The sequence below is a fragment of the Paraburkholderia sp. Tr-20389 genome, from assembly GCF_017104565.1.
Lineage (GTDB): Bacteria > Pseudomonadota > Gammaproteobacteria > Burkholderiales > Burkholderiaceae > Paraburkholderia.
Genome location: NZ_JAAGPD010000035.1, coordinates 51,086 through 72,362, shown reverse-complemented (window position 1 = coordinate 72,362; position 21,277 = coordinate 51,086). Strand labels below are relative to the sequence as shown.

The 21,277-nt window shown below is 64.4% G+C and carries 20 protein-coding genes; 3 read left to right on the top strand and 17 right to left on the bottom strand.

Going from position 1 to position 21,277, the window contains the following annotated elements:
- Nucleotides 1-65 precede the first annotated feature (65 nt).
- The 17 genes from G3N95_RS27900 to oxlT form a co-directional block, all read right to left on the bottom strand.
- Nucleotides 66-1,295 (bottom strand): porin, encoded by a 1,230-nt coding sequence (locus tag G3N95_RS27900; RefSeq protein WP_205973318.1) that lies wholly within the window; start codon nt 1,293-1,295, stop codon nt 66-68.
- Between the two features lie 107 nt (nt 1,296-1,402).
- Nucleotides 1,403-2,908 carry an aldehyde dehydrogenase family protein gene (locus G3N95_RS27895; protein WP_205973317.1) on the bottom strand — a complete coding sequence of 502 codons (1,506 nt, stop codon included), beginning with the start codon at nt 2,906-2,908 and terminating at the stop codon, nt 1,403-1,405.
- Between the two features lie 24 nt (nt 2,909-2,932).
- Nucleotides 2,933-3,487, bottom strand: a complete 555-nt coding sequence (locus G3N95_RS27890) for a cytochrome c (protein ID WP_205973316.1) — start codon at nt 3,485-3,487, stop codon at nt 2,933-2,935.
- Entirely contained in the window at nt 3,484-3,981 is a 498-nt protein-coding gene (locus tag G3N95_RS27885; RefSeq protein ID WP_205973315.1) for a cytochrome c, read from the bottom strand. Before G3N95_RS27885 ends, G3N95_RS27890 begins: the two co-directional genes overlap by 4 nt.
- Nucleotides 3,978-4,523, bottom strand: coding sequence for a methylamine dehydrogenase light chain (locus G3N95_RS27880; protein WP_028369511.1), 546 nt, complete (start codon nt 4,521-4,523; stop codon nt 3,978-3,980). The genes G3N95_RS27885 and G3N95_RS27880 overlap by 4 nt, the downstream gene beginning before the upstream one ends.
- Before the next feature lie 41 nt (nt 4,524-4,564).
- Entirely contained in the window at nt 4,565-5,191 is a 627-nt protein-coding gene (gene mauD / locus G3N95_RS27875) for a methylamine dehydrogenase accessory protein MauD (RefSeq protein WP_201651100.1), read from the bottom strand.
- Nucleotides 5,188-5,754 (bottom strand): MauE/DoxX family redox-associated membrane protein, encoded by a 567-nt coding sequence (locus G3N95_RS27870; RefSeq protein WP_205973314.1) that lies wholly within the window; start codon nt 5,752-5,754, stop codon nt 5,188-5,190. Before G3N95_RS27870 ends, mauD begins: the two co-directional genes overlap by 4 nt.
- 7 nt (nt 5,755-5,761) lie before the next feature.
- On the bottom strand, nt 5,762-6,919 hold the full coding sequence (locus G3N95_RS27865) for an amine dehydrogenase large subunit (RefSeq protein WP_205973313.1): 1,158 nt from the start codon (nt 6,917-6,919) through the stop codon (nt 5,762-5,764).
- A 219-nt stretch (nt 6,920-7,138) separates the two neighbouring features.
- Nucleotides 7,139-8,857 (bottom strand): tetratricopeptide repeat protein, encoded by a 1,719-nt coding sequence (locus tag G3N95_RS27860; RefSeq protein ID WP_205973312.1) that lies wholly within the window; start codon nt 8,855-8,857, stop codon nt 7,139-7,141.
- A 94-nt stretch (nt 8,858-8,951) separates the two neighbouring features.
- Nucleotides 8,952-9,275: a hypothetical protein gene (locus G3N95_RS27855; RefSeq protein WP_205973311.1), complete on the bottom strand. Its 324-nt coding sequence runs from the start codon at nt 9,273-9,275 to the stop codon at nt 8,952-8,954.
- A gap of 67 nt (nt 9,276-9,342) precedes the next feature.
- Nucleotides 9,343-10,305, bottom strand: coding sequence for a vWA domain-containing protein (locus tag G3N95_RS27850; RefSeq protein ID WP_205973358.1), 963 nt, complete (start codon nt 10,303-10,305; stop codon nt 9,343-9,345).
- 8 nt (nt 10,306-10,313) lie between these two features.
- Nucleotides 10,314-10,874 carry an MxaK protein gene (locus G3N95_RS27845; protein WP_205973310.1) on the bottom strand — a complete coding sequence of 187 codons (561 nt, stop codon included), beginning with the start codon at nt 10,872-10,874 and terminating at the stop codon, nt 10,314-10,316.
- On the bottom strand, nt 10,871-11,869 hold the full coding sequence (locus G3N95_RS27840) for a vWA domain-containing protein (protein WP_205973309.1): 999 nt from the start codon (nt 11,867-11,869) through the stop codon (nt 10,871-10,873). Before G3N95_RS27840 ends, G3N95_RS27845 begins: the two co-directional genes overlap by 4 nt.
- Nucleotides 11,866-12,771: a hypothetical protein gene (locus G3N95_RS27835; protein ID WP_205973308.1), complete on the bottom strand. Its 906-nt coding sequence runs from the start codon at nt 12,769-12,771 to the stop codon at nt 11,866-11,868. The genes G3N95_RS27840 and G3N95_RS27835 overlap by 4 nt, the downstream gene beginning before the upstream one ends.
- Complete coding sequence (locus G3N95_RS27830) at nt 12,768-13,670, bottom strand: DUF58 domain-containing protein (protein ID WP_205973307.1); 903 nt, start codon at nt 13,668-13,670, stop codon at nt 12,768-12,770. Before G3N95_RS27830 ends, G3N95_RS27835 begins: the two co-directional genes overlap by 4 nt.
- On the bottom strand, nt 13,667-14,686 hold the full coding sequence (locus G3N95_RS27825; protein ID WP_205973306.1) for a MoxR family ATPase: 1,020 nt from the start codon (nt 14,684-14,686) through the stop codon (nt 13,667-13,669). The genes G3N95_RS27830 and G3N95_RS27825 overlap by 4 nt, the downstream gene beginning before the upstream one ends.
- A gap of 341 nt (nt 14,687-15,027) precedes the next feature.
- Nucleotides 15,028-16,368: an oxalate/formate MFS antiporter gene (gene oxlT, locus G3N95_RS27820; RefSeq protein WP_205973305.1), complete on the bottom strand. Its 1,341-nt coding sequence runs from the start codon at nt 16,366-16,368 to the stop codon at nt 15,028-15,030.
- Between the two features lie 952 nt (nt 16,369-17,320).
- On the opposite strand from oxlT, the gene G3N95_RS27815 reads away from it, so the two are divergent.
- The 3 genes from G3N95_RS27815 (at nt 17,321) to G3N95_RS27805 (ending at nt 21,185) form a co-directional block, all read left to right on the top strand.
- The gene (locus G3N95_RS27815; protein ID WP_205973304.1) at nt 17,321-18,679 is read left to right on the top strand and encodes an MFS transporter; all 1,359 of its coding nucleotides are present in this window, start codon (nt 17,321-17,323) and stop codon (nt 18,677-18,679) included.
- Nucleotides 18,680-19,032: 353 nt separating this feature from the next.
- Entirely contained in the window at nt 19,033-19,374 is a 342-nt protein-coding gene (locus G3N95_RS27810) for a hypothetical protein (RefSeq protein WP_205973303.1), read from the top strand.
- A 2-nt stretch (nt 19,375-19,376) separates the two neighbouring features.
- Entirely contained in the window at nt 19,377-21,185 is a 1,809-nt protein-coding gene (locus G3N95_RS27805; RefSeq protein WP_205973302.1) for a type II CAAX endopeptidase family protein, read from the top strand.
- Nucleotides 21,186-21,277: the final 92 nt, after the last annotated feature.

Below are 21,277 nucleotides of genomic sequence, written 5' to 3'. Positions count from 1 at the left end.
TCGAAAAAAAGCGCGTCTCACGCCACGGGCACGAGACGCGCAAATCGCACGCACTTGGAATGCAATCAGAAGTTGTGCTTCAGCCCCACCGTGACCGACACTTGCTTGTCGGTCGTCGAATTCGGCAGATTGGGAATCTGCGCGTAATTCACAGCTTGCCCCGTCACAGGGTCGGTGCCGATTCCGCTGCCCGCCGCCTTCTGGAAAATCCCGACGGCGTAAAGCGTCGTACGCTTCGACAGGCTATACGTCGCGCCCAGGTTCACCTGATGGAACTTCGGCGAACCGCTCACATCGGTCTTCATCGAGTTGTAGATATACGCGGCGCCGAGTGAAAGCGCGGGCGACACGGCGTACGTCGCGTTCACCTCGACGATATCGAAGCGCACATCCGAGCCTTGCGGCGACGTTGTGCTCGCGAAGTACTGGCTATCGTCGAGCTTCGTATGCGTATAGACGAGGCCGAACGTCGCCGGTCCGAACGTGTACGATCCGCCCGCGCCGAACGTCTTCAGCGAGTGCGCGTTCTGCAGTTCGCAGTACATCGCCGTCGGATTCGAGCACGCGAAGTCGCCGATATAACCTTGCTCGCCGCCCAGCGCGGCATCGAGCGGATTGTTCAGGTCGAGATAGCCGATGCCGAACGAGAAGGGCGCGTTGTTGTAACTCGCTGCGACGGCCCAGCCGCGCTTTTGCGAGAAGTCGCCTGCGACGCCGCCCAGCGAGTACGTGCCGCTCACCGAGAAGCCTGCAAAGGTCGGACTCACGTATTGCACGGCATTGTTCAGATTCAGCGCGGCGTTCAGGTTGTCGACATCGCCGATATGCGAGCCGAACAGCGTGGCCCAGTTGTTACTCGACGCATACGGCGCAAGCGCATTCGTGTACGAGTCGAACTGACGGCCGAAGGTCAGCGTGCCGTAGCGTTCGTTCGTGAGTCCGACCCACGCGTTCTGGTTGAACAGCGTGCCGCCTTGCACGAAGCTGCCGGTACCCGTATAGAAGCTGTTCTCGAGCTTGAACGTAACGGCCGTGCCGCCGCCGAGATCTTCGCTGCCCGTCAGGCCGAAGCGCGAAGGCGCGGAATTGCCGCCCGTGAACTGGAAGTTGTGGCCGCCGCCGACGCTGCCGTCCGCATGCGTGACCTGCTGGTTGTTCGTGTACGTGATACCGGCGTCGACATCGCCGTATAGCGTGATGCTGCTTTGCGCCTGCGCGATGCCGGGCGCTGCCAGCGTCGCGGCGAGTGCGGCCACCGCCGCCGCGATCTGGCGCGGCGTCGTCGGATGATTCATGTCTCTTCCCCTTTGTCTCTTGTCTCTGCGGTGCGCGTCTGTTTCGAGCGCGGAGGGCGCTGGCCTTGCCGATGCATCGCGCGTCGGCAAGGCATCGCGTGACCCGCTTACGCGTAATTGATCATCACGGACTTGCTTTCCGTGTACTGATCGACCACGGCGCGTCCCAGTTCACGGCCGAAGCCCGATTGCTTCATGCCGCCGAACGGCAGCGCGTTGTCGAGCAGCGAGTGGCAGTTGACCCACACCGTGCCCGCAGCGATGCGCGGGATCAGTTTATGAACGGCCGACATGTCGTTCGACCAGATGCTCGCGCCGAGTCCATACGGCGTGTCGTTCGCGAGTTGCACGGCGGTGTCGATTTCGTCGAAGGGCATCGCAACCAGCACGGGCCCGAAGATTTCTTCGCGCACCACGCGCATCGTGTGATTCGTATCGACCATCACGGTCGGCTCGACGAAGAAGCCCGGCTTGTCGAGCATCTTGCCGCCGGCTGCCGCGCGCGCGCCTTCCGCGAAGCCCGAATCGATATAGCCGCACACGCGGTCGCGCTGTTTCGCGGACACGAGGGGGCCGATCAGCGTGGACGGATCCATGCCCGCGCCGACCTTCAGGCTCTTTGCAATCTGCGCGACGCCGTCGATCACCTTGTCGAACACCTTGCTGTGGATATAGACGCGCGAGCCCGCCGTGCACACCTGTCCCGAGTTGAAGAAGATCGCGTTCGCGACGCCTTGTGCGGCCTTGTCGATATCGACATCGGGCAGCACGATCACGGGCGACTTGCCGCCCAGTTCGAGCGACATGCGCGTCATGTTGTCGAGCGCCGCGTGGCCGATCAGCTTGCCCGTCTGCGTCGAACCCGTGAACGCGATCTTGTCGATGCGCGGATCGCGCGACAGCGCAGCGCCCGCCGTATGTCCATAGCCCGTGACGATATTGACGACGCCTTCCGGGTAGCCTGCTTCGCGGATCAGTTCGCCCAGACGCAGCGCGGACAGCGGCGTGTCTTCAGCAGGCTTCAGCACGACGGTGCAGCCCGTCGCGAGCGCGGGCGCGAGTTTCCATGCGGCCATCAGCAGCGGGAAATTCCACGGAATGATCGCGCCGACCACGCCGACAGGCTCCTTGCGCGTGTACGCGAACACTTCGCTGTCGGGCATGTACGGCATGCCTGCATCGATCACGCTGCCTTCGATCTTCGTCGCCCAGCCGGCCATGTAGCGGAAGCACTGCGCGGCCATCGAGACGTCCAGGCCTTGCGCGACGGTTACCGGCTTGCCGTTGTCGAGCGATTCGATTTCCGCGAGTTCGCGCGCATTCGCTTCGACCAGGTCTGCAAGCTTGAGCAGCAGACGTTCGCGGTCCGTGGTCTTCATCGTGCGCCACGGGCCTGCGTCGAAGGCGCGGCGTGCGGCGGCGACAGCCTGCTGCACGTCGTGTTCGTTTGCTTCGGGCACGCGTGTGAGCACGCTGCCGTCGGCGGGATTGACGACGTCGAGCGTGCGGCCCGACGACGCGTCTGTCCACTCGGCGCCGATCAGCATCTTCTTCGGCTTCGCGAGGAACGCTTGCGTCGCGTCGAGCAGCGTGAAGGTGTTCTTCGTCTCCATGTTCGTTTCCTTTGAATGAGATGTTCAGTAGCGGTCCGCGACGCCCTTGATGCCGCGCTCGTGCAGATCGCGGATCAGTCCGGCGCGCACGGTCGCGACATCGGAGTAAGCGGGGCGGCGGTGCGCGCTGAGTTCGGCGGCTGTATAAGGCTTGAAATCCTTCGGCAGCGCATCGCGGTTCTTCGTCGTGAGCAGCCAGTTCAGCACGTCGGCGAGTTCCTGGTCGGAGAGCGCCGAGTTCGATGCGCCCGGCACGCGCATCACGTATTCGCGTCCCGCGGGCAGATGCTCGAAGTAGCCGAGCGAATTCGCGAGCGGCGGCACCTTGCCGGAAATGCCGCCGCCCGTCGCGGTATGGCAGCCCATGCAGTTGAGCACCCAATGCTGTTGCGCGAGCGATGTATCGCCAGGGCTTTGCGCATTGGCGGGTGAGGGCGTTACCGACGTCGCGGCGCACGCGAGCAGCAGCATCGACACGCGGCGCGCCGCGTCGATCCACAGCGACACAGCCCGCGCGCCGCGCGCGGGCTGTTGCGTGGGTACGCGCTGGCCGGCACGAGACACGCGGGCGGCGTTCATAGGCCGAGTCCCTTCACGACGGCGGCGCGCTGCGTGTGCACGGCGGCGCTGTCCATCTCCTGCGCGCGTGCGGCCTTGATGTCGGCGGCCGTGAACGGCTTCGCGTCGCCATGCTTCGCGTTGAGATCGAACACGACATAGTTCAACACCTGAGCCAGGTCTTCATCGCTTGCGCTTGCGAAGCTCGGCATCTTGAAGTTGTAGCTCTTGTCGTTCACCTTGATCTCGCCGAACATGCCGTGCACGACGGTCGACGTCAGTTGCGCGCGGCCTTGCGCCGTCGTCGAATACTTGCCGGGGTATTCGGTGAGCGGCGGCGCGAGTCCGTCCTGACCTTTGCCGCCGGCCTGGTGGCACACCGCGCATTGCGCGTCGAACATGCCCTTGCCCGCGGGGTAGTGCACGTTTTGCGCGTGCGCGGCGTTCGTCACCGCGAACGATGCAGCCGCCGCGATGCAGAAGGCCGCGAGTTTTCCAGCGTATTTCACTTTCATTGCTTTGCTGCTCCAAGCAGGACCGACACCGAACAGTGATAGTTCGAATTGCCGTTCGCCATACACCAGTTGATGTCGTTGTCGAGCGACAGCTTGTAAAGCGGCTTCTCGCGTTCGTTGCGGTTGCAGAAGCACTTGCCGCACGAGGTTTTGCCGCAGCAGTCGTTGTACGAGACGATGTAGTCGGAGCCGTCGTGCGGATTGCGGCAGGTGCCGATCCACGTGATCGGCGAGGGTGTGGTGCCCGGCGGGCAACTGCTGGACGTGCCGCCGCAGCAGCTGCAAAGCCATCCGTCGATCGCGCAGTACTTCCAGTAGTCGCAGCTCATCGGATCGTCGCTCGCGCCCGATGCGGCCGCGCCGGATGCGCCCGATGCAGCCGAAGCCGCATCGGCTGCATAGGCGGTGCGATCGACGGGCAGCAGCGGCAGCATCGCCGAGCCGACCAGCACCTTGCCGAGCTTCGCCATCGCGCTGCGCCGCGAACTGCGCTGCGCGACGCCGCGTGCCGACTTCTCGAACCATGAATCAAAAACGCCCATGTGATTGTTCTCCGCTCAGGTTTGTAATCGGGTTCGATGCATCAGGCGTGCTGTTCGTGCTGCTCATGGCGATGATCGCCGTGCACGAACTCCTGCAGCGATGCGACGCCGCGTTCCTTCGCTTCGAACAGGCTTTCCAGATGCTCGCGCGTGTTGACGAGACCCTTCGAGCGGACCTTGCCGCTTTCATCGAGCAGCACGGCATACGGCAACTTGCCGATCTGATACGCCATGCCCAGTTCCTGCGACAGCACATACGGGAAACGGTCGAGATTCTGTTTCTGCGCGAAGCGCTGATGCTCGGCGACATCGCCGTCGCTCGCGAGCACGATGTTGACGGGCGTCGACTCGCTGGCTTGCAGCGAAGGAAGCAGCGGCAGCAGCTTCTTGCAGACGGGGCAGGTCGGCGACAGGAAGAACAGCAGCGTCGCTTTGCCTTGTGCGTCGATACCGCCGACCTTCACTTGCTGGCCGCGAATGTCCGACAGTTCGAAGGTCGGCGCGATCGCGCCGACAGCGGGGCCCTTGTCGATCATCAATGCACCGGCGGGCATGATGCGTTCGTACAGGATGCCGACCTGGCGAACGAGAGCGAGACAGATCGCGCCGAGCGCGAGAACGGCGATCCACAGGAGCGCGGTCGAAACGGTGAGAGCGGTTTGCATCATGAATTCCTCAAGTGAGAGAGGCGCGGCACGTTGGCCAGCAGCACATCGAAAGTGAGCAGTGCGCAGACGATCAGCAGCACGGCGAAGAAGAGCGTCAGGTAGTCGAACCACACGATCGATCGCGTCGCCGGCTCGATGAATGCGGTGGCGGCGAGCGCCGCGAGCAGCAATGCGCGCGCGACATGGAACCAGCCGATGCCGCGCGGTGCGTTCTGCTGCGTCGTCGCTTGCGTCGCCGCGAAACCCGAGCAGCCGCAGTCGATATCCGTGTGGCCGCGCAGGATGTTGAACGCGAGGCCCGCGGCGAATGCGAGCAGCAGTGCCGTCAGCACGATTGCGCCGACGATGCGGGTATCGGGGAACAGCAGCGCGGCGGCGCCGACCGTTTCCGCTGCCGCGATGGCGAAGGCGGCGGGCGCCGTCAACGCATCGGGCAGCAGGCGGTAATCGCCGAGCGCCTGACGGAACGCGGCAGGGCGCCGCCATTTGGCGACGGCGCCGAGCAGCACGACGATGGCCGTGCTGGCTTGTGCGCCCGTCGCGAGTACAGGATCGAGCATCATGTCGGCCTCACGGATTGACGAGCAGCGACGACGTATTGCCGACCTGCTTTTCGACGTTCTGCAGCTTGCCCGTGCGCGCATCCATCACGACGAGATCGGACGTGCCCGTCAGACCGTAGAGCAGTGGCTTGTCGTCTTCGCTGACCTGGATCGATGCGACAGCGTCGATCTTCTGTTGCGAGAGGTCCCAGCGCGCGATGCGTTTTTTCGTCTGCAGGTCATACACCCAGATTTCCGTGCCCGGATCCTTGTGCGAGCCTTCCTCGCCCTTGTGCATCGCGACGTAATAGCGATGCAGCCTGGCGTGCACAGCCGTCTGCTGCATGCCGCCCGGACGCCAGCCTTCGGCGCGCTCGGCGTCCGTCAGCAGCGACCACGGCTTGCCGAACACGGGCTTGTCGCCGCGAAAATCGGCGCTGCGCACCATGCCGTGGAAAGTCGTGAACAGATAGCCGCCCTGATACGGCGACGCGTTGATGTAAGCGGGATCCTTGTCGACGTCGATGAACGCATCGGACATCACGCGCTTCGTTTCCTTGCCGTTCGCATCGAGCGTGACGGTGAGCGCCTTGCCGCTTTCGCATAGTCCCGTGAAGCGGTCGTTACCCGACGGATACGCGAGCACGCAGGCGGCCATGTCGACTTCGGAGAGCACCTTCTTCGACGCGACGTCGATCACGGTCACCGATGCGGCGGGCGTGATGTTGGTCACATAAAGGCGCTTGCCGTCCGCGCTGAACGTCGTGTTGTACGGCGAGGGCACGTGCTGGCCGTGCTTCGGCGGAATGACGATTTCGCCCGTGTGATCGAGCGTCGCGTTGTCGGTCAGTTCGACGACGTCGGTGCGCGTACCGTGCGAGCCGCGTGCGAAGTACGTGGTCGACACGTAGCTCGTCTTGTGGTCCGGCGAAATCACGAAGCCGGGTGCGAAGCCCGCGTCGATCTGGCCAAGCAGTTTCTTCGCGTCGGCGTCGTACAGATAGATGCGCGCATCCGTCATCGACGGCATCGAAATGTCGACGACGAACACTTCGTGCGGATGCCACGCGGGCAGCTTCTGCACGGTCAGCTCTTCGGGCTTTTCGATTGCGTGCGCGCTGCCGATGCAGGCCGCGGCAAATGACAGCGTCGCCGCGATGGACGCGGTTCGTCGCCTTATTCTCATGTCGCCTCCAGTTGAGATATGGAATGTGTGAGGCGACTTTAGATCGACGAAAAATCGGGCCAGCGCCGAAACCGGCAACGCGTGCGTGCCGATTTGGGATATTGGTAGTCTCGCTGAAAGGGATGTAGGGCTTGTGTTGGCTTGCGGGCGGTGCGGCTGTTGGGGGTTAGGGTTTGTCTGAGGTGCCGGTCAACGCCGGCTTTTTTGCTCCGAGACGCCCTATCCGGCCGCGGATGTCTGCGCCGCCAACGCTTCGCGCACCGCCGCAATCACGCTGTTCCAGTCGCCCAGGGCCGGCTGCCTGAACAGGCGCGCGCCCGGATACCAGGGGCTGTCCGTGCGATCGAGCAGCCAGCGCCAGCAGGTATCGAAGCGGTTCATGATCCACACGGGCGTGCCCGTCGCGCCGGCGAGGTGAGCGACGGCCGTGTCGACGCTGATCACCAGATCGAGATTGTTCACGAACGCCGCCGTGTCGGCGAAGTCTTCGAACTCGTCCGTGTAATCGACGATCCGTCCGGCGAGTTCGGGGTTGCCGGTCAGCTGCTGCGCAGATTGCCCCTTCTGCAAGCTGTAGAACCGCACGTGCGGTATGTCGAGGATCGGCGTCAACATGTCGAGTGCAATCGAGCGCCGCGCATCGGTCTTTCTCAACTCGGCGACATGCGGACGATTGCCGCCCGCCCACACGAGCCCAACCTTCAGTGTGTGCGGCGCATTGCTCGCCAGGCGCTCGCTCCAACGTTTCGTGTCCGGCTCATCAGGATAGAGATAGGGTGTACCGGCAGGGATGCTGTCTACGCCCGTTCCGAACGCAAGCGGCAGACTGAGCAACGGAGCATGGCAATCGAAGGCGGGCAACGGTTGTCCCTGTTCGATGAGTTCGGTGACGCCATCGAGCGTTCGCAGCAAGCGCATCAATTCCTGCGGGACTTCGAGGATCACCTTCGCGCCCATCGCCGCGACGAGCGGGACATAGCGGCAGAACTGCAAGGTATCGCCGAGCCCTTGTTCTGCGTGCAGCAGGATGGTCTTGCCTTCGAGCGGAAACTGGCCGAGCCATGGCGCTTGTGCGAAATGGCGCTGGGCACCTTGCATCCGGTGACGCTGCCAGCGCCATTCGTATTCCTGCCAGCCTTCGTCGAGCCGGCCCATCTGCAACAGGCAGAGCGCGCGGTTCCAGTGCGCTTCCGCGTGGTCCGGGTTCAACGCGAGTGCGTGTTCGTACGATTGCAGCGCTGCTTCGTGCTGTTTGAGGTCGATCTGCGTGAGGCCGAGATTGCTCCATGCGTCGACGAACGAAGGCGCCAGTTCGAGCGCGCGACGATAGCTGGCCTGTGCATCCAGCGGACGGTTCAGATCGCTCAATGCGTTCGCGCGATTGCTCCATGCTTCGGCGTAACCGGCCTGCAACGCGATGGCCTGATCGCAACGAGCCAGGGCATCGTCCGGACGATCGAGGTCCCGCAGCACACATGCGCAATTGTTCCAGGCCTGCGCGAGCGCGGGCTGCAACGCGATCGCCATTTCAAAACTCGCGAGTGCTTCAGCCGGACGGTCGAGTCCCGCGAGCGCATTGCCGCGGTTATTCAGTGCATCGGCGAACCTGGCCTGCAACGCCAATGCACGGTTCGCGCTTGCCAACCCTTCGTTGAAACGGCGCTGGGCGTTGTACGCGTAGGCGAGGTTCGAGTGAAGCGGCGCCTGCATGCCGTTGATCGCGATCGCCTTCTTCAACAGTTCGATGCCCTCGTCGACGCGCCCCGCCTGCAGCGACAGCGCGCCCAGCAACTGGATTGCGTCGAAGTGTTTGGGCCGCAACGCGAGGATCTCGCGGTAAAGCTCTTCGGCTTCTGAATGCGCGCCGTTCTGCTGCATCGCGATGGCCTGCTGCAGCATCGCGTCGATCTGGCGCTGCTGGTTTTGTGTTTTGCTCATGAGCTGCACAGCTGCTGGGGTTGGGCGACTTGCCGGTCCCGATTATCCCCGAAAAGCGCTTGACACGACCTGCCCCTTCGCGACTGGAAGGACGCTATTTGTTGTTGCCCGCGCCCGTGCCGTACAGGCCGTTGTCGAAGCCTCCGGCGCCCTCGGGTTGGCGCGCCGCCTTCGACTTCGTGTTGCGGCGCTGCTCCGGTTTGGCTTCATGCGCTTGTGGCGTGTTCGATTCGACTGTGTGCGGTGCGGGCGTTTGAGGGTTCGTGCCCATCGGCGCAGTGCGGCTTTCCTGCGGCGGCGAGCCGTTTGGCGCGGTGATCTGCGCATCGGCGAGAGCGGACAGCGACAGCGCCGCGCAGAATGCGCCCGCCGATGAAAGGGCGCGGCGCGAGAGGGATGAAATCAGGATCGGGTACATGAGCGCTTGTCCTTGCAAAATGATGACAAGGACAGCAGTCCGCATGCCTGCATCGAACATCGAGCGCTCAATAAGCGCGTACCGGAATGGAGCGCGGGCCGACGGCCTTATCCGCAGTCGCGGTTCGTCGCGCCGGAAGAAAGCGCCACACCAATAGAACGAGCGCGAGCAGCGCGGGTACCCAGCGGATATCCGTCGCAACAGGTGTCGGATGTGCGTAGCGTGCGTCGGTCAGCGGCGCGCGCAGCGTAGTCGGCGCGACGAGCCGTCTGTAGCCGAAGCCGAGATGCCCCGCCACGGCCTCCAGATACGTCTCCCTGAGTTGCGACAGTTCTTCATGGCTTTCGGCGACGGCGGGTGCGCCGGGCTCGGGACGCACCTGCCTCACTTCGTCCGCCTGCCAGTAGCCGGTGCGCACGCCATCGGCATTGGTCTTCGGAATCGGCGCCGGCTGATCGCCGCCGACGCCGATCAGCCAGCCATGCACGAGTCCCTGCGGTATGTCGCGCACCGTCGTTTCGTTCGGCGCGACGGGCGGCGCTTCCTGGCCGTCGGTGATGAACACGACGTCGGTGTTGTGGGCGAGTTCCGTCGCGGCGCGGATCGCCGAATAGATGCCCCCTTGCGCGATCACGCTGCTGTTTATCCAGCGCATGTTCCCGCCGATCTGATCCAGCGACGAAAGCAGCGCGTCGTAGTTGCTGCATAGCTCGACGGGCGCGACGAGCAGCAGCGAGCGCTGGTTCGTGAACACGCTCCAGCCGATTTCCGAGCCGCACGGCAGGTGCTGCAACGCGTCGCTGATCGCGGCCTTCGCGAAGTCGATCCGGCTCACGGGTTTGCCGCCGAGCGAAACGTCCTCGACATCCATGCTCTGCGTGATGTCGAACGTAACGACGTAGCGGAATACGGGCCTTCTGAATTCGACGGGCGGCATCAGCACGGCCGCGGCAAGCAGCAGCGCGGCGAGCGGGAGCTGCCACCAGCGTCCGCGCAAATAGCGCCGCCACGGCCGCGCGTCGCGCTTCATGGCGGCTTTCACGGCAATTCCTCCGGTGCCGCGCCGCGCACGTTGATGTTGTGCTGTTCCTTGACGTCCTTCGTGTCGTCGGCGGTGTCCTGCGCTTCGGGCGCGAGCCGCAGCGCGCGTTCGAGGTTATAGCGCGCGTCCCAGTTGCCTGGGTCGATGCGCAGCACTTCGCGATAGCGCGCCTTTGCGGTTTCGAGCATCGGCGGCGAGCGCACGGGGCCTTGCGCATCGTCACCGGCGGCTTCGCGCAGATACATGTTGGCGAGGTCGTAGAGCGCGAGGCGGCCTGCTTCGCTCGACGGTGCAACACGCGACAGCTCGTAGTACAGCTTGCCGGCTTCGGCATGCTGGCCCGCGCGCGCGAGCGCGACGGCTTGCGCTAGGCGCACGGCCGGGTCGTTGCTGTCGCTGGTCGACTTGCTCCACTGTTCGCGTGGCTGCGTGCCGATCGCGGCCACTTCGCGATTCGATTCGGCAACGCGTTGAACGCGCACCGCGTAGTATCCGGCGACGAAGGCGCAACACAGCGTCGCCGCGCCGAACATCAGATGGATGGGCAGCCGCTTCATCGCAGGCTCCGTCTTTGCATGAACCACACGCCGACCAGCAGCGCGCAGCAGAACAGGGCCGTCGCGTAACACCATGCGCTGCGGTCCTGCCGCGGCAATCGCTCGACGAACGACACGGGCGCGTTTTCCGTGCGCGCGATATCGCTCATCGCGCGTGCCACTTGTTGCGGGCTGTCGGCCTGATACAAACGATAGGCCGTCGGCAGCGAGAGGAAGAAGCGATGCAGTTCGGCTTCGGGCGAATGATCGGCGTCGGCGAGGCGCACGTGCAGGTCGGGACTGTAGATGCCGCTGCGCAGATAGATGAAGTACAGCGCGACGCCGTTACGCGAGAGCCCGGCGCGGATGTGCTCGCGCGCCACGTCGTCGAGCCGCGCGCCGCCGTCCGATACCAGCACGATCGCGCGGCTGCTGGTGCGCGGACGGCCGTCGAACAGTTCGACGGCGGACTGGATGCCGCGGTCGAGCAGCGTGTCGGGCGTGCCGCGTCCCACGCCCGTTGCGGCGATCGCGGCATCGATCACGGTGCGGTCGCGCGTGAAGGGCACGGCCAGCATCGGGTGCGTGCCGAACAGCATGAACGCGAGGCGGTCGTTCGCGCGTTGTGCGACGAACGCGGTGATGGCATCGCGCGCCATCTGGTTCTTCGTTTCGCCTGCCGTGGGCGCGTCGGCGACGTTCATCGAACCGCTGCTGATCGCCTGATTCATGCTGCCGCTGCCGTCCATCAGAATCAGAATCTCGGCACCTGTACCCGTGATTCGCGTTTGCTCGCCGGAAAATCCCGGTCCCGCGAGCCCGACGATCACGGCTGCGAGCGCGATCACCGCGGCCGCGCGCCAGATGATCGCGACGACACGGCCCGCGCGATCGTGTGGCAGCCACGCGACCCATGAATAAGGCAGCGTATCGATGCTTCGGCGCAGCAGCGGCAGTGCCGCGAGCGGCAGCAGCACGAGCGCCCACGGATAGAGAAAGTCGGGCGGCGTGCTCATCGGTGATGGCGCTTTTCCGCGCGATACAGCGCGCGATACAGATCGCGCAGCGAAAACGGCGTCGCCACGGGCACGTCGCTGAAGAAGCGGTCGGACGAACGCCGGAAGAATTGCTCCAGTTGCGGTTGAAGCTCGCGCAGATGCGGCGCTTTCTGCGCAAGGTCCGGCACCGAACCGGACAGCACGACGCGTCCTGCCGCTTCATCGAGCGCGCGATGCAGACCGCGCCATGCTTCGGGGTTCGCATCGAGTGCGGTGTCGTTCTCGCGGCCGAAGCGCGCCCATGCCTTCGCGAACGGAAGCTGCCGCGCGTCGCGCGCGTTTCGCCAGAGCCACCAGCCGAGCCACGCGACGATCGACACTGCCGTCAATACACTCCATACGATTAACGCGCGTTGATCGTGTGCCGTCGATTCGGGTGCGAGCAGGCGGTCCGGTTGAAGTCCCGCGAGACGCTGCGCATCGGCGATAGCCAATGGTGCGAGCGGACCGATCGACAGCGGACCTGGCGCGACTTCGAGCGTCTTGCCGGACGCGAGGCGCAGTTGCAGCGGTGGCGTCGTCGTGATGGTCGGCCCGCGCGGCGAGTTCATCACCTGATAGTCGAGCACGAGCCATCGGCGGCCGTCGGCATCGGTTCTGAACGACGGCGGTCGGCGTTCGAGCCATGCGTCGACGCGGCCCGTCGACGGCATCACCGACAGTTCGTCGGCGCGTGCGCCCGAATCGAGCAACACCTGTTGCGTCACGATGTCGCCGAGCACGTGACCGAACGCGCGCGGTTGCTGCACGGTCGCCGGTTCTGCCTTGACGTGCGAGCTGATGGCCAGCAACGCGAGCACCAATGCGGATGGCAGGCGTCGGTGTGAAGGCCGCGTTGGGTATGTGCCGAAGCGCGTCATGCCGTCATCTCGAGAAAGTAGCGGCTGAGCGCTTCGGCATCGAACGCGCCCTGATTGAAGAACGGACGGATGCCGTGACGCGCGAACAGCGTGGCGAGTTGCGCGCGACGCTCGGCCACGGCGCTGTGCCAGCGCGCGCGAACGGAATCGCGCATCCACATCGAGCGCATTTCGCCCGACTCGACATCGACCAGCGACATCCAGCCGTTGTGCGACGGCGGCTCGACTTCGGCGCGGTCCCACAGCACGACGGGTACGACCCACGCATGCGTCAGCGTATCGAGCAAGGCAGGCAATGCGGCGAGCGGCCAATGAAAGTCGGACACCAGAAAGACGAGGCACGCGCGGCCGGCAAGACGCGTGGCAACGTCGCGCAAGCCGCGATCGGGTGAAGGCGCGCGTGAAGACGGGCGTGAAGAAGAGCGTGAAGAAGAGCGAGTCTGATCCGGCGCACAGTCGCGCAACAGCTCCGCCATCAGCGAGCCCATGCCGCGCGCGTGCCGTGCGGGCACGAACAGGTCTTCGCGCGCCTCGCCGTCGAATGCGAGCATGCCGACGGGATCGCCGATACGAAATGCGCTGTGTCCGAGCGCATCGACGAACGCCGCGGCCACCTCCAGCTTCGTGCTGCCCGCGCCGAAGCGCATCGAGGCCGACACGTCGACGACGGCATGCACGGGCACGGCCACGCGCTGCCGGTGCACGCGCACGAGCCATTCGCGCTGCACCGTGCGAACGCTTGCGCGCACATCGATCCGGCGCGGATCGGGATGATCGAAGAGCCGCGTGTGCGCGGCGAACTCCTGGCCGATGCCGACACTCGAGCCGCGATGCCCACCGGGACGTGCGCCCGACACGCGCACGGGCAGCCGGTACTGAAACTCCGCTAACGTATTCACGGCGCGGCGATCCGCGAAACGAGCTGTGCCATCAGCGCATCGGCGAGTTGCTGGCGGCGCAACTCGTAGATAGGCGTGAAGTACACGCGATGGCCGAGCGTCGGCAGCAGCACGCGGTGAATGTCCTCGGGCGTCAGATACGTGCGTCCGTCGAGCCACGCGACCACGCGCGCCGCCCGCAGCAGTGCGCTCATGCCGCGCGGACTCGCGCCTGCGAGGATCAGGCGCTGCATGTCGACGTCATCGAGGGCGATGCCGAATTGCAGCGGGTTTTCGGTCGCGCGCCAGATGTCGAGCGCGTAGCGTTCGATCGCCTCGCTCGCGTGGATCGTGCGCTGGATGCTCGCGGCGATCGCGTTCAGGCGTTGCCACGGCAGCACGTCGGGTGTTACGCGCGCGAGCAGCGCGTCCGTGTCGTGGAAGTCGGGATCGAAGACGAGTGCGCGCCGCGCGGGCGCATCGTCGGGCGTCGACATATTCAGTTCGAACATGAATCGGTCGCGTGCCGCCGCCGCCAGTTCGAAGGTTTCTTCCTTCTCGACCTTGTTGCGGTCGGCGAATACGGTCATGTGCGGAAAGCGGTACTCGCGATCGAACGCGAACACCGAGCGCTCGGCCATCGCGCGCAACAGCAGCGATTGCACCTGCGGACGCGCGCGGTTGATCTCGTTGAAGAAGAAGGTCGCGAGCCGTTCGCCATGCTTGATCAGCGGACCCGGTTCGATGCGCGGCCGGCCCTCGGCATCCACGTACGTGTGATAGACGAGATCGCCCGGCATCAGGTCGATCGTGCCTTCGACGCGCTCGAAATCGCCGCCGATCGCCCGCGCGAATGCGCGCAGGATGGTCGTCTTGCCGACGCCCACGCCGCCTTCGAGCAACACGTGGCCGCGCGCGAACAGCGCGACGTTGATGAGCCGGATGGTGTCGGGCTGCCCGATGACGGCGTTCTCAACCTGATGCTCGATATCGAGCGCGAGCGTGCGCCAGTCTTCGTGTAGCTCTTCGCGGTCCATCGGATTCGCCTCGCTCGGTCGGCAGTGTCGGAAGGTCGACACGGGCGCCGGGTGATTCGACGGCTAACGAGGCTTTTTGCTGGCGGCGCGCGTATCGGCGAGAGCAGGGCGCGCACGGTTCGTGCCAGAGCGATGCGATGGCCTGCATACGCCACCTGCACGGATGGCGTGCGGGAGAATCGCGGCCGGATGAGCGCAGTGTGTCACGCGCGCTGCTACAGAGTGCGCCAGGTTTGGCGTCGCGCGGCGCGTGTTTTGCGCGTGTCCGCAGATGACGGATGCCCGTCGCGCATTGGCGGACGGGCACCCTCACTACGTCAAGGCCTTGTGCTACTGCGGAATCAGCCTCCTTCGGCCGAGATGCGCGCCGAGTCGCTGATGCGCGTCGACGAGCCGTACGGCACTTCCAGCGACGGCTCCGAATGCTGGAGCGCGTAGGCGCGGCGCATCGGCTTGAGCACGAAGAGCGCCAGCAGCGCAGCGATGGCCGCCATGCCCGAGGCCAGCATGAACACCGCGTGCCAGCTGCCCGTCGCCGCCGTCACGATGCTCGTGAACGGCACGAGCAACGCCGCCGTGCCCTTCGCCGTGTAGAGCAGACCCGCATTGGTCGCCGCGAACTTCGGACCGAACGTGTCGCCGCAGGTCGCCGGGAACAGGCTGTAGATTTCGCCCCACGCGAAGAACACGATACCCGTCAGCACGACGAACGCCACCGGGCTCTGACCGAACTTCGACAGCGCGAGAATGCCGACCGCCTCGATCGCGAACGCCATGAACATCGTGTTTTCGCGGCCGATGCGATCCGAGATCCAGCCGAAGAACGGACGCGTCAGGCCGTTGAGCACGCGGTCGATGGTCAGTGCGAACGTCAGCGCGGGCAGCGTCAGGCCGAGCAGCGAAACGGGCGAGTCGTGCAGGCCGAAGTCCTTTGCGATCGGCCCGAGCTGCGCCGTCGCCATCAGGCCGCCCGCCGCCATCATCACGAACATCAGATACATCACCCAGAACACCGGCGCGGAGATCACTTCACGCGGCGTCGCGTTGTGCACGAGGCGCTTCGCAGCGCTCTTCGCGTTCGCGAGCAGCGTGGCGGGCGGCGCGAGCAGGAACAGGCCCAGCAGGAACACGACGATGCCCTGGCCGAGGCCGAACCACAGGAACGTCGCTTCATAGCCGCTGTGCTTGATCATGTTGGCGATCGGCACGACAGTGGCGGCCGAACCCGCGCCGAAGCCGGCCGCCGTGATGCCGGCGGCGAGACCGCGACGCGTCGGAAACCACTTCAGCGCATTGCCGACGCACGTGCCGTACACGGCACCCGCGCCGATCCCGCCGATGGCGGCGGCGATGTACAGCAGCGGCAACGACGATGCCATCGAGTTGATCACCCACGCGACCGCGCACAGCAGGCCACCGCCCACCACGACGGGCTTAGGCCCGTACTTGTCGACGAGATAGCCTTCGATCGGCACGAGCCACGTCTCCGTCACGACGAAGATGGTGAACGCAACCTGAATGGCCGCGCGGCCCCAGTGATACTTCTCGTCGATCGGGTTGACGAACAGGGTCCAGCCGTACTGCATGTTGGCGATCATCGCCATGCAGACCACGCCGAATACGAGCTGCACCCACGGTGATGCGTACCACGACGACGGCCCTTCCTGATGCTCTGTCTTCATCGCTGTCTCCTTTGTCGACCAGCACGGCGCGTCGGCGCCTGCTCCGGTCGCGTGCACGATAGTTGCGAACTTGCCTGCCAGGTATGTACGTACGGGGCCTAAGCGGCTCTTCCGATCACCGATGCTTCAAAATGCATCGCTGATAGATTCCATACGATATGTGATATATCAAGTAAGTCAAGTGAAAGCGTCAGGGGGTTTTCACCGAGTCGAATGGACTGATGAAAGGAATTTGTAGGTGGACTGAGATTAAGCGAATACGCCAAAAAAAAGCCCACCGGCTAGCAACGGTGGGCTGAGGACATGTGCGAGACAGGCGTGTTCGCGACATGCCTTGTCGTTATATATGAAAGTAAAACGTAATGAAAGTTTTTTGTTTGTAAGTGAGAGCGTGGTGAAAATGCGTCGATCGAGGCGAGAAGAGGGCGATGAATTCGAGTCCGCGCGAAAGACGAAACCAGGTGCCGTCGCCCATCCGGCGAGGCGAGGGTTCTCCGGGCCGTGATCGATGGATGGGTGGCATTGCTCTGGAGGCGCAACGCAGGTTGGAGTGTGATAAGGCATCCGAAGTATTTGATGTGAAGTCTTTCCCCCTTGTTTTGCGGGCTAAATCCATCATGATGCGTCGTGCGGCGAAGACGACGCGCTCCACGCAGAATTCTCATTTCGACGCTGGAACATGCTCGAGCAACTTCCGGATTCACCGTTCCTCCGGGCTGCGGGAACCGATCCATCAGTAATAACCCTTCATTGACGCTCGTCGACGCGAAAGGCTAAAGTGTTCGCAATCTGAAAGATTGTGCGACATACGAACACGAGGGCGATGGTAGAGGCTTCATCTCGCCGCAATGCGTGTTTCGTCGCGAAGATGCATATCGTGCCTCGCTTCTGAGGCAATATAGAGTGAGACAGGCGCAGCATGTGCACTGCGTCGCGTAGCTGGAGACAGGTGATGAATCGCACTTCCGTCGTGAACGTCCAGACGTTCATCAATGAGCAGCCGTTCGGCGGCTTCCAATGGCTCGTGTTTTTCATGTGCTTCGTGATCGTCCTGCTGGACGGTTTCGACACGGCGGCGATCGGTTTCATCGCGCCGTCGCTGCTGACCGAGTGGGGGCTCTCGAAGCCGGATCTCGCACCCGTGCTCAGCGCCGCGCTGTTCGGCCTCGCGTGCGGCGCGCTCGGCTCGGGTCCGCTGTCGGACCGTTTGGGACGCCGCTCGCTGCTGCTGACGTCGGTGTTCGTGTTCGGCATTGCATGCCTCGCGTCGGCGTTTTCGTCGAGCATCGGGCAACTGACGGTGTTGCGCTTCATCACGGGCGTCGGTCTCGGCGCCGCGATGCCGAACGCGGTCACGATGATGGGCGAGTTCTGTCCGGACCGCCGCCGCGCGACGGTGATCAACCTGATGTTCTGCGGCTTTCCGCTGGGCGCGGCCTTCGGCGGCTTTCTCGCCGCGTGGATGATTCCGCATTTCGGCTGGCGCAGCGTGCTGATGCTCGGCGGCGTGACGCCGTTGCTGCTCGGCGTCGTGCTGCTGATGAAGATGCCCGAGTCGGTGCGCTTCATGGTGGCGAGCAATCAGCCCGTCGAACGGATTCGCGCGACGCTCGCGCGCATTTCGCAGCAGGCGCTGAACGCCGGTTCGTTCGTGATGACGGAAACCGCGCCGCAAACGGGCAGCAAGGGCCTGGGCGTCGTACTGTCGCGTTCGTACATCGTCGGCTCGGTGATGCTGTGGGTCACGTATTTCATGGGCCTCGTGATCTTCTATGCGTCGATCAACTGGATGCCGATCCTGCTGAAGGATGCGGGCCTCACGCCGAAGAGCGCGACGCTGATTTCCGCGCTGTTCCCGCTCGGCGGCGTCGGCGCGGTGCTGGCCGGCGTGCTGATGGACCGCTTCAACGCGAATCGCGTGATCGCCGTGTGCTATGCGCTGACGGCCGTGAGCGTGTACTTCATCGGGCAGGCGGCGGGCAATGTGGGCGCACTGGTGGCGATCGTGTTCCTCTCCGGCGTGCTGATGAATACCGCGCAGTCGTCGATGCCCGCGCTCGCGGCGGCGTTCTACCCGACGGAAGGGCGCGGCACGGGTGTCGCGTGGATGCTCGGCGTCGGGCGTTTCGGCGGGATTGCGGGCTCGTTCCTCGTTGCTGAACTGACGCGCCGGCACTTCACGTTCTCCGGCGTGTTCGCGACGATCGCGATTGCCGGGCTGGTTGCGTGCGTCGCGCTGCTGATCAAGCAGATGGCAAGACCGCAGGTCAGCGAAGCGGCACCCGGCAAGCTCGAATCGCTGGGACACTGAGAAGGCCGCGTTTTTTCGGGCAAACCCATGCGTTTTACGCGCCCACGATCGTCGAGGTCGTGGGCGCGTTGCTTTTTGCGCCTTCCATTTCAGATTGTCAAATCTCTCGCGCTGACACCGCGCAGGTAAAGTTTCGTGACACCTTGCCGTAAGCACGTTCGAGCGCTGTACGATCCGTGTGCGCCAGGCGAGCACAACGCATCGCGCAGATCGCGTTCTGCGAGACAAGAGTCATGTACAACTATCTGAGACAGGCCGGGGCGCCACGATCCTGGCTCATATCGTGTCTGTTCGCTGCGGCATGCGGGGGCGCGTCGGCATACGTCAATCTGTCGGACGTGGCATGGCTCCGCATGTCCGGTCAGCCGCGCTGGATGTTCGAATTGCACATCGGCGCGGCCGCGCTCGGTGCGTTGCTGATTGCACGTTTCGTCTCCAGCGCGCTGTCCGCGATATTTCGCCTGCCCGACAATACCGTCTACGCGACGGGCAATCTGGCGAACGGATCGGCGATACGTTATCGCGTCGACCTCAAGGAAAACTTCTTTTCGCTCGCCCGCTTCCTTCAGGTGCTCGGCTTCGTGCTGTGTCTGATGGTGCAGGGCGTGACGGTCACATCGGATGATGCCTCGCGACGGCCGACGAACGCCGCGCCTCGTCCTGCACGCACTCACTCGGGCACGCTGTCGACCTGACCATGAAGCCGCTCAGAAAATATCTGCTGGCATGGGGCGCCGTGCTGATCTGCCAGCTCTGTCACGCCGGCGACACATTGCCGACGCCCGATCTGCTGCACTCCGCGGATCGCGCATCCGAACTCGTGTCGACCCAGCAGCAGGCCGCGTACAAAAAGGTGCTCGACGCGTACGAGGCCGCGCAAAAGCAGCGACCCGACGACGCCGCGCTCGCCATCGCACGTTGCACGTTCATCCAGCACTACGCGTGGGCCGAAGATCTCGCGTGGACCGACGTCGCGTCGAAAGATCTGGACGCATGCCGCACTCGCCTCGAAAAGCAGTTTCCGTCGAATGCGGACGCGTTGCTGTTCAATCTCGAGCAGCGCTTCGGCAAGGACGCCACCAGTGTCGGCGAGCCGCTCGTCGCGCGTTCCGCCGGCTGGAGCACGGCGCAGAAAGCGCGCCTCCACGCGTCGCTCTCGCGCGCTTATGCGATGCAGAAAGACGACCGGCGCGCCGGCGAAGAAGCCGTCATCGCTGCGCATCTCGATCCGGCCAGCCCGCAGCTCATCGACGCCGTGCGCTTTCTCGGCACCCACGGCAAGGTAAAGGAAGGCGTTGCGCTGCTGTCGGCGTCGCCGGTCCCGAAGATGGCCTGGCAAGCGTCCCGGCGCATCAACGTCGCCGTCGACGCGCTGACGCCGGCCGCCGCACTCGACGAACTGCGCCGGACCGACGAGGCGGGTTTGAAGATCGACACCTACACGCGCGCACGGGCGCTTCAGCACGCGGGAAACTCGACGGCTGCGCAGTCCGTTCTGTCCGCCGACAAAGCGCCCATCAAGAACGAAACGCCGCCGCTGCGGCAATTGCGTCTGGACGTCGCCTTCGATACGCACGACGCCAACGCCGCCGCCGCCGTCATCGCCGACGAGTATTCGCGCACCCACAACGCGACGCGGCTCGCGTCCGCTTACGCACATCTTCTGTCGTTGAGCCCGGCCGCCGCCTTTACGCGCGACCTGCTTCCGCTCGCCTTCAGTTGCCTGATGACGGTCGCCATCATCGCCTGCTTGCCGGGCCTCCTGATGTTTCCCGTTCACTATCGCGGCGTGGTCCGCTTGCGCAAAGGCGAGGTGTCCGAGCCGCTGTTCGCGGGCATCGGACTCAGGCACGCGTGGTATGCGCTGAGTCTGTTCTCGGTCGTGCTCTGGCTGGTGATGTCGTTTCATTCGGGCACTGCGCTTATCGCGCAGGTGAAGGACAAGGTAGGGCGCGTCGGCTGGCAGAGCGATCTCGTGATCGCTTATGTGTGGACACTGCTGTTCGCCGCTGCCGGTCTCGCATGGATCATGCGGCGCATCGCGTGGCGCGGCCTGTGGGGACGCGGCGCATGGCAGCTGAAGTGGATGCTGCCCGCAGCCGCCGTTCTCAGCATCAACGTGCTGCGCTGGGCGACGGCATCGCACGCCCCGCACGTCGCGGACACGAGCGTCGTGTCGTTCGCGCAATCCATCGTGATCGGCGCGAAGGCAATGGGCTCGTTGCCGCTTGCCGTCGCGATTCTTTGCGTGGCGGTGCCCATCATCGAAGAACTGGTGTTTCGCGGCGGACTGCTGGGTGGCCTGTCGCGGCATCTCGGCTTCCGCTGGTCGAACGTGATTCAGGCGGTGGTGTTCGCTTCGATGCATCAGGATTTGCGCGCGTTCGCCTATCTGTTCCTGCTGGCGCTCGTGGCCGGCTGGCTCGCGAAGAAAACGAAGGGCCTTGCGATGCCGATGCTGCTGCATGCCGTCAACAACGCGATCTTCGTGGCGACGGTGGCGTGAAGGTTGCGCAAGCGTCGCACGGCACGCGATTCGCCTGTCGTCAGTGAAATGAAATGAGGCGCGAGCGTTGGCGGCGGATCCATTTGCCATTC

Excerpts from the sequence above, each read along its gene's own strand:
- G3N95_RS27900 (WP_205973318.1), bottom strand. The coding sequence starts at position 1,295 with ATGAATCATCCGACGACGCCGCGCCAGATCGCGGCGGCGGTGGCCGCA.
- G3N95_RS27895 (WP_205973317.1), bottom strand. The coding sequence starts at position 2,908 with ATGGAGACGAAGAACACCTTCACGCTGCTCGACGCGACGCAAGCGTTC.
- G3N95_RS27890 (WP_205973316.1), bottom strand. The coding sequence starts at position 3,487 with ATGAACGCCGCCCGCGTGTCTCGTGCCGGCCAGCGCGTACCCACGCAA.
- G3N95_RS27885 (WP_205973315.1), bottom strand. The coding sequence starts at position 3,981 with ATGAAAGTGAAATACGCTGGAAAACTCGCGGCCTTCTGCATCGCGGCG.
- G3N95_RS27880 (WP_028369511.1), bottom strand. The coding sequence starts at position 4,523 with ATGGGCGTTTTTGATTCATGGTTCGAGAAGTCGGCACGCGGCGTCGCG.
- mauD (WP_201651100.1), bottom strand. The coding sequence starts at position 5,191 with ATGATGCAAACCGCTCTCACCGTTTCGACCGCGCTCCTGTGGATCGCC.
- G3N95_RS27870 (WP_205973314.1), bottom strand. The coding sequence starts at position 5,754 with ATGATGCTCGATCCTGTACTCGCGACGGGCGCACAAGCCAGCACGGCC.
- G3N95_RS27865 (WP_205973313.1), bottom strand. The coding sequence starts at position 6,919 with ATGAGAATAAGGCGACGAACCGCGTCCATCGCGGCGACGCTGTCATTT.
- G3N95_RS27860 (WP_205973312.1), bottom strand. The coding sequence starts at position 8,857 with ATGAGCAAAACACAAAACCAGCAGCGCCAGATCGACGCGATGCTGCAG.
- G3N95_RS27855 (WP_205973311.1), bottom strand. The coding sequence starts at position 9,275 with ATGTACCCGATCCTGATTTCATCCCTCTCGCGCCGCGCCCTTTCATCG.
- G3N95_RS27850 (WP_205973358.1), bottom strand. The coding sequence starts at position 10,305 with ATGAAGCGCGACGCGCGGCCGTGGCGGCGCTATTTGCGCGGACGCTGG.
- G3N95_RS27845 (WP_205973310.1), bottom strand. The coding sequence starts at position 10,874 with ATGAAGCGGCTGCCCATCCATCTGATGTTCGGCGCGGCGACGCTGTGT.
- G3N95_RS27840 (WP_205973309.1), bottom strand. The coding sequence starts at position 11,869 with ATGAGCACGCCGCCCGACTTTCTCTATCCGTGGGCGCTCGTGCTGCTG.
- G3N95_RS27835 (WP_205973308.1), bottom strand. The coding sequence starts at position 12,771 with ATGACGCGCTTCGGCACATACCCAACGCGGCCTTCACACCGACGCCTG.
- G3N95_RS27825 (WP_205973306.1), bottom strand. The coding sequence starts at position 14,686 with ATGGACCGCGAAGAGCTACACGAAGACTGGCGCACGCTCGCGCTCGAT.
- oxlT (WP_205973305.1), bottom strand. The coding sequence starts at position 16,368 with ATGAAGACAGAGCATCAGGAAGGGCCGTCGTCGTGGTACGCATCACCG.
- G3N95_RS27815 (WP_205973304.1), top strand. The coding sequence starts at position 17,321 with ATGAATCGCACTTCCGTCGTGAACGTCCAGACGTTCATCAATGAGCAG.
- G3N95_RS27810 (WP_205973303.1), top strand. The coding sequence starts at position 19,033 with ATGTCCGGTCAGCCGCGCTGGATGTTCGAATTGCACATCGGCGCGGCC.
- G3N95_RS27805 (WP_205973302.1), top strand. The coding sequence starts at position 19,377 with ATGAAGCCGCTCAGAAAATATCTGCTGGCATGGGGCGCCGTGCTGATC.